This window comes from Polaribacter sp. 2405UD43-2, from assembly GCF_058147125.1.
On the sequence record NZ_JBYVJX010000030.1, the window covers coordinates 1 to 308 of the forward strand.

Sequence of the window (308 nt, forward strand, 5' to 3'; positions counted from 1 at the left end):
TAAAGACGGTAATATAGATTGGATTAATGGTTTTATAGAAGTTTATAACGACCCCAAAGGACACAGAGGGTCTTACGAAACAATTGTACAAATTAAAGATTTTGATATGTCTCGTCAAATGAAAGTTTTATTCGATAATGCACAATGGTTTGCAGACAATTCTCCTTTAATGGAAAATCATACAAAGAAAAATGTTGTAGGGGTTTCTTACAACACCGTTCATGTGGCTGGTGAGGCAGGAGATGCATCTCCAAGTACGCCAATCGGTGTAAATTTACCACACAATAATTGGATTCGCCACCAGCATG

The 308-nt window shown here is 37.0% G+C and carries 1 protein-coding gene; it reads left to right on the forward strand.

All coding sequences use genetic code 11. The annotated features are described in order from the left end of the window. Positions 1-308: dipeptidyl-peptidase 3 family protein (locus ACY2RX_RS14625; protein WP_490104720.1), on the forward strand; the 308-nt coding region annotated here is incomplete at both ends.